The following is a 5,527-nucleotide window of genomic DNA, read 5'->3' as shown; positions in this document are numbered from 1 at the left end:
AAATAAAGGAGAATAAAAAGAAAAACTATTATCAATCTATCAATTGAAAATAATACTTAGCAAGAGTTTATCATCTTAACTCCAAGTGTATTCGTTTTGCTTCAAAATAAAGAACTTGAATAAATTTTTTCGTATCAATACGAGCAGGTAATGTTGGTTCATTATTCAATTCTGTCATCTTTCTCCTTACGGTAGTAAAATCAAAAAATCTAGAAGCATAATTTTCGAACTTCGGGTTTAAAAAATCAGTAAGTCCAAGGGATGCTAAATGGTTTAATGATTGATAAATTGCTCTCCGAATCCGTTGTTTGGAAGCTTCTATGAACCTTTTTAATTCGGCATCTTCAGCTGAATCCCCAAGTTTTTTTTGAGCCAAATTCATAAAAATCTCTTTTAGTGAGGGAAAGCCTTGTTCCAACGTGTTATCTTGTTCATATTTATATAAATAATCTAGCATATCCATCAAATCTTTACTTCCACTTTCACTGGCTATTCCTAATTCAGACAAAAGAAAATGAATGGAATTTTGAAAATGATTAAAAGTATTTAAATGTTTTTCATTACGGTATTTTTCTTGCGTACTTGAATTACTATCTAATTTTAGTACCATATTAAGCGATTCTTGAATGTTTTTTATCGATTTTTCCAAACGAATTCGTTCAATGACTTTCCGAACAACTGTTAATACTTCAATCCGGTTAATTGGCTTAATAATATAGTATTCAACACCAAGCGAATAAGCTTCAGCAATTAATTCTTTTGATTCTACTTGAGAGACCATGATGATTTTCCCTTTAAACGAAGGTTTTATTTGACGGATTGTTTTTATTCCATCTTGAATCGGCATTAACAAATCGATAAATAAAATGTCTATATTTTTAAGGATTAGCATTTGTTGCTCTAAAGATAAACCATCCTCAGCTTCTCCTATAACCTCCCCAAGATCTTCATCCTCGATAATTTGAGCCAACATTGAGCGAACCGCTTTTTCATCATCTACTATATAAAAATACATAGAATCACCCTTTCGAAATTATATGATCAATCCCTAATCTAATTATAAAAATTGATCCTTTTCCTTCGGTTCTGTCCTCAAGCGTAACATCACCTTCAAGTTGTTCGACCATTTCTTTAACATACGATAATCCGATACCTGTCGATGGGTTGCCTAAATCATCATATTTAGAAGTAAACCCAGGCTCAAAAATTGAATCTTTATATTTTGAAGAAATACCAGGACCATTATCGCCTATTTGAAATTCAACAAAATGGTGGTCTTTATTAATGTCAATTGTGATGGTTCCCATACCTTGGATAGCTTCTACAGCGTTTGTAACGATATTATTTATAATAGATAAGATTGTGTAAATATGATAATGAGGATGCACACCATCAATTTTATACAAAAATTGGATGTCTTTCTCTAGCAAGCGTGCATATTTCGTATTTGCCCGTATAATGATATTTACTAGTTCATGTACAGACATATAATCTGTAAAACTTTCATCAGAAATTAGTTTTGAAAGTCCCGCAAAAATACGTTGGTTATCCTTTTTAACGTCATGGACCTCACCAGCAATTTGTAATGCCTGTTGCCTTAAATCCCCAAACTGAAAATCCATCTGTTTGTGCTCAAAAGAGTCTAAGGTTTTATATAAATCATAGGATTTTTTTGTTATATTCTCAGCATCTTGTAATGTTTTTTTTAAATGAACAGCATCTTCATATAAATTAGAGATAAGCATGAGCATGTGTTCATTTTGTTTCTTTATGTGTCTCTCCCTTGATTGCGCTTCATACAATTTCATCATATTGAAAAAGCTTAGAACTATAAAACTATGGGAACATGCGATAACAATAATCTCATTTATTGCCTCGGATGTGATCGATGTTTTTAATACGAAATATTGAATCATTAATTCCACACAGTCTGACAGTATTTCAATCATGCAACCAATAAAACCAATCATTAGTGGTTGATGATAAAAACGTTTGATTTTTGCTAAATGAAAGAGATACGAATAAGTAAAATAAAAGAAAAAACTAGGATAGTGAGTATGAAAAGCGGCTAGCCAATCCATATTTCCCTTTATAATGACATCCATTGAGATACGAAATACTACCACGACTATCGCTGTTAAAAAACCCGGTAAAAATGCTGGAATTCGTCGAAACAATAACAAAAAAAAGAAAAATGTTGGTGCGCCAAAGCTCATTCTAAATGTTTCATTTAAAGGAAATGACTTTATTTCACCTACTAAGGGTACTGTAAGTATCATTAAAACGAGAATATAGATGTCTTTTTTTACTAAATTACTAAGATTCAAAATAATCACTTCTCACTTTCGCCTAACAGTCAGTATACAAACCTATTTGCATTAATACAATACTTACTCTATTTTTTTCAAAAACTGATAAATAAGATATAAACGAAAGCATTATAGATTGTGAGTATTCATTACACCCTTCTACTTTAGAAAGATACTTTATAACTCAAAAATGTTCAGACACAATATAAGGTCTGAACACTTTTGGACTCGCTCTAACACCAAAATATCTGTGCTCCTTTTTAAAATATACTTAAATCCCATTCTTTTGCAATATGTTCTAACAACATAATTCCTGGTAAACTATTCCCATATTCATCAATGGCTGGTCCGTAAATACCAATACCACATCCATCTTGGAACGATAAATCCTTCCTAGATTTTGAGGGAACAAGTGTCATAATTCCGCCGGATACCCCACTCTTAGCTGGTAATCCAATGAAAGCAGCAAATTTTCCAGAAGCATTGTACATTCCACAAGTTAGCATTAAAGCTTTTGTTAACCTAGCTACTTCTTTAGGGAGCACTTGTTCTTTGCGAATAGGATGATATCCATCATGTGCTAGTATAAGCCCTATTAAGGCAATATCTTCTGTATTTATTTCAATCGAACATTGTTTTAGGTAAACCTCTAGTGTCTCCTCCACATCTGATTCTAGAAAACCATTCTCCTTTAAATAGTATGCTAATGCTCTATTACGATGAGCCGTTTCCCATTCTGATTGAAATACTATTTCATTAATAGCGGGGCGCTTCTCTATCATTTTTTCAATTAATACGTATAGAGATTCTAATTTTTCTTGCACCGATGTCCCTGGCAAAAGTGAAGCTATCGTAATCGCTCCAGCATTGATCATAGGATTAAAAGGTTTTCCTGGTTTATGTATCTCTAAACGAATAATTGAATTAAAGGCATCTCCAGTTGGCTCTACGTCAACTCGTTCTAATACATAAGAAATACCGCGACTTAAACAAGCGGCTATAAAACCGATTACTTTTGATATACTTTGTAATGTGAAAGGTATCTCCCAATCTCCTGATTTTATCATTGTTCCATCTGGCTTTACTATACAAATACCTAACTGCGATACATTTATTTCCCCCAGAGCGGGAATATAACTGGCGCTTCGTCCCTTAGCTGCATACGCTCGATAATGAGCTACCCATTGATCTAAGCAAACTTTTTCTTGACCCTCAACTTGAACGCTAGAATCCTTTATCATTTAATCATATTCCCCCGTACTATTAACTTTATATAGAATGATTTTTTCTTTACTATAATCAATAATATTTGCACTAGAACCAAGAAAAATATTCAGACATATTGCAGTCTGAATATCCTTCTTATTACACACTTTTCTTTTTTGAAGTTTTCTCATAACTATCCCAACATTCAATATTTTCAAGCCCTTTAATGTTTTCTTTATAAAAAACAGGATCTTTACCAGCTTTTTTCTGGTTTATATAATCTTGTAACGCCGCAAATGCTACTTTTGAAAGTAAGGTAATAGCAATTAAATTAATAATAACCATAAAGCCCATAAATAAGTCCGCTAAATCCCATACAATTTGAATCTTTGCAACAGAACCAAATACAATCATAGCCAACACACTTATTCTGTATATCATTAACCACACTTTACTTGTATGTAAGAAGCGAATATTTGTTTCACCATAATAATAGTTGCCAATTAACGCACCAAATCCAAATAAAAAAACAAAGATAGCAAGACAACCCGATGCCCAAGGACCTATGTGTTCACTTAATGCTGCTTGTGTAAGTGCAATACCATTTAACCCCGGTTGTTTATATGCATCAGACAGCAAAATAATAAAGGCAGTGCTAGTACAAATGATCAGTGTATCCGTTAATACACCAAATGCTTGAATCAGTCCTTGTTTCACCGGATGACTTGTTGTTGCTGTTGCGGCAACGTTTGGTGCACTTCCCATACCAGCTTCATTTGAGAATAAACCGCGTTTAACTCCATTCATAAGTGCTGCACCAATTGAACCGCCTGCTATTTGTTTAAAACCAAATGCGTTTTGAACAATAAGAGAAAGAACTTCCGGCATTTTTGATATGTTGGTAACTACAACAAATAATGCAACTCCAATGTATAATACTGCTAAAAATACCACCTTGTATTCAGCCATTTTTGCAATACGTTGTACACCACCAAAAATAATCGCAGCGAAAGCAATGGCCATGATTATCCCAACTGTTAGACGATCTGTACCAAATGAGTTTTGAAAAGCAATTGTAACTGTATTTGATTGTACTGAATTGAATACAAGACCAAAAGTAATTGTGATTAAAATAGAGAATAATACTCCCATCCAACGTTTATTCAACCCTTTTTCCATATAATAGGATGGACCACCGCGGAAACCAGTTTTATCTTTTACTTTATATATCTGTGCTAATGTGCTTTCGACAAAACTGGAGGCCGAGCTAATAATAGAAATAATCCACATCCAAAATACAGCTCCAGGACCACCTAATGCAATTGCAATCGCAATTCCTGTGATATTCCCTGTTCCAACGCGGGCTGCCATACCAATACAAAACGCTTGAAAAGGAGAGATTTGATCTTTAGAACCACTTTTCCCCTCCATTAATACACGGACCATTTCTTTTAACATTCGAAACTGTACAAAATTCAATTTAAATGTAAAATAAATTCCGCAAATAACAAGCATAATAATTAACAATTTAGACCATAAAAAATCATTTGTTGATCCGACTAACTCTACAAAAAATCTTTCCATATTATCACTCCATACCAAAAATTTATCTATCATAATCTATATAAAATCACCTATATTCCTTGGCATAAATACCTCATTCATATTCAAATACAACAAGGATAAAAATTTTCTATATTAATAGAATTGGCCTGTTTAAACAAACATCACAACACGCAACTGTGAAACTGAATTTTCTAAAAACTTACCATTTATACACAAGATGCTCTATCCCCTTCTGCAAAACTAATATTCTTATCCACTAATGTTGTTGTACTATTATGTTTGTTTCGTTTACCGGTGATTTACATTTTAATCATAATAATCAATAGTGATTAACTGGTTTTTTGTTAATTTTCTTAAGAACATGGAAATATCTCCTTTCTTACTACTAACCTCAAAAATAGGCTAGGTAAAAATTTCACGAAAAATCTATAAAGCGCTTTCAATCT

The 5,527-nt window shown here is 32.8% G+C and carries 4 protein-coding genes; all 4 read right to left on the bottom strand.

All coding sequences use genetic code 11. From position 1 onward, the window contains the following. Window positions 1–70: 70 nt before the first annotated feature. Window positions 71–1,015, bottom strand: a complete 945-nt coding sequence (locus ACQGSG_RS25980) for a response regulator (RefSeq protein ID WP_044584615.1) — start codon at window positions 1,013–1,015, stop codon at window positions 71–73. Window positions 1,016–1,019: 4 nt separating this feature from the next. Then, complete coding sequence (locus ACQGSG_RS25975) at window positions 1,020–2,336, bottom strand: sensor histidine kinase (RefSeq protein WP_000584792.1); 1,317 nt, start codon at window positions 2,334–2,336, stop codon at window positions 1,020–1,022. A 233-nt stretch (window positions 2,337–2,569) separates the two neighbouring features. Further along, window positions 2,570–3,550, bottom strand: coding sequence for a glutaminase GlsA (gene glsA, locus ACQGSG_RS25970; RefSeq protein WP_000588648.1), 981 nt, complete (start codon window positions 3,548–3,550; stop codon window positions 2,570–2,572). Between the two features lie 124 nt (window positions 3,551–3,674). Beyond that, window positions 3,675–5,099 carry an alanine/glycine:cation symporter family protein gene (locus ACQGSG_RS25965; protein WP_000439285.1) on the bottom strand — a complete coding sequence of 475 codons (1,425 nt, stop codon included), beginning with the start codon at window positions 5,097–5,099 and terminating at the stop codon, window positions 3,675–3,677. Window positions 5,100–5,527: the final 428 nt, after the last annotated feature.

This window comes from Bacillus sp. GMa5/1, assembly GCF_050172015.1.
Lineage (GTDB): Bacteria > Bacillota > Bacilli > Bacillales > Bacillaceae_G > Bacillus_A > Bacillus_A cereus.
The sequence above is the reverse complement of the archived record's forward strand: the minus strand, read 5'-3'. Positions and strand labels throughout refer to the sequence as shown.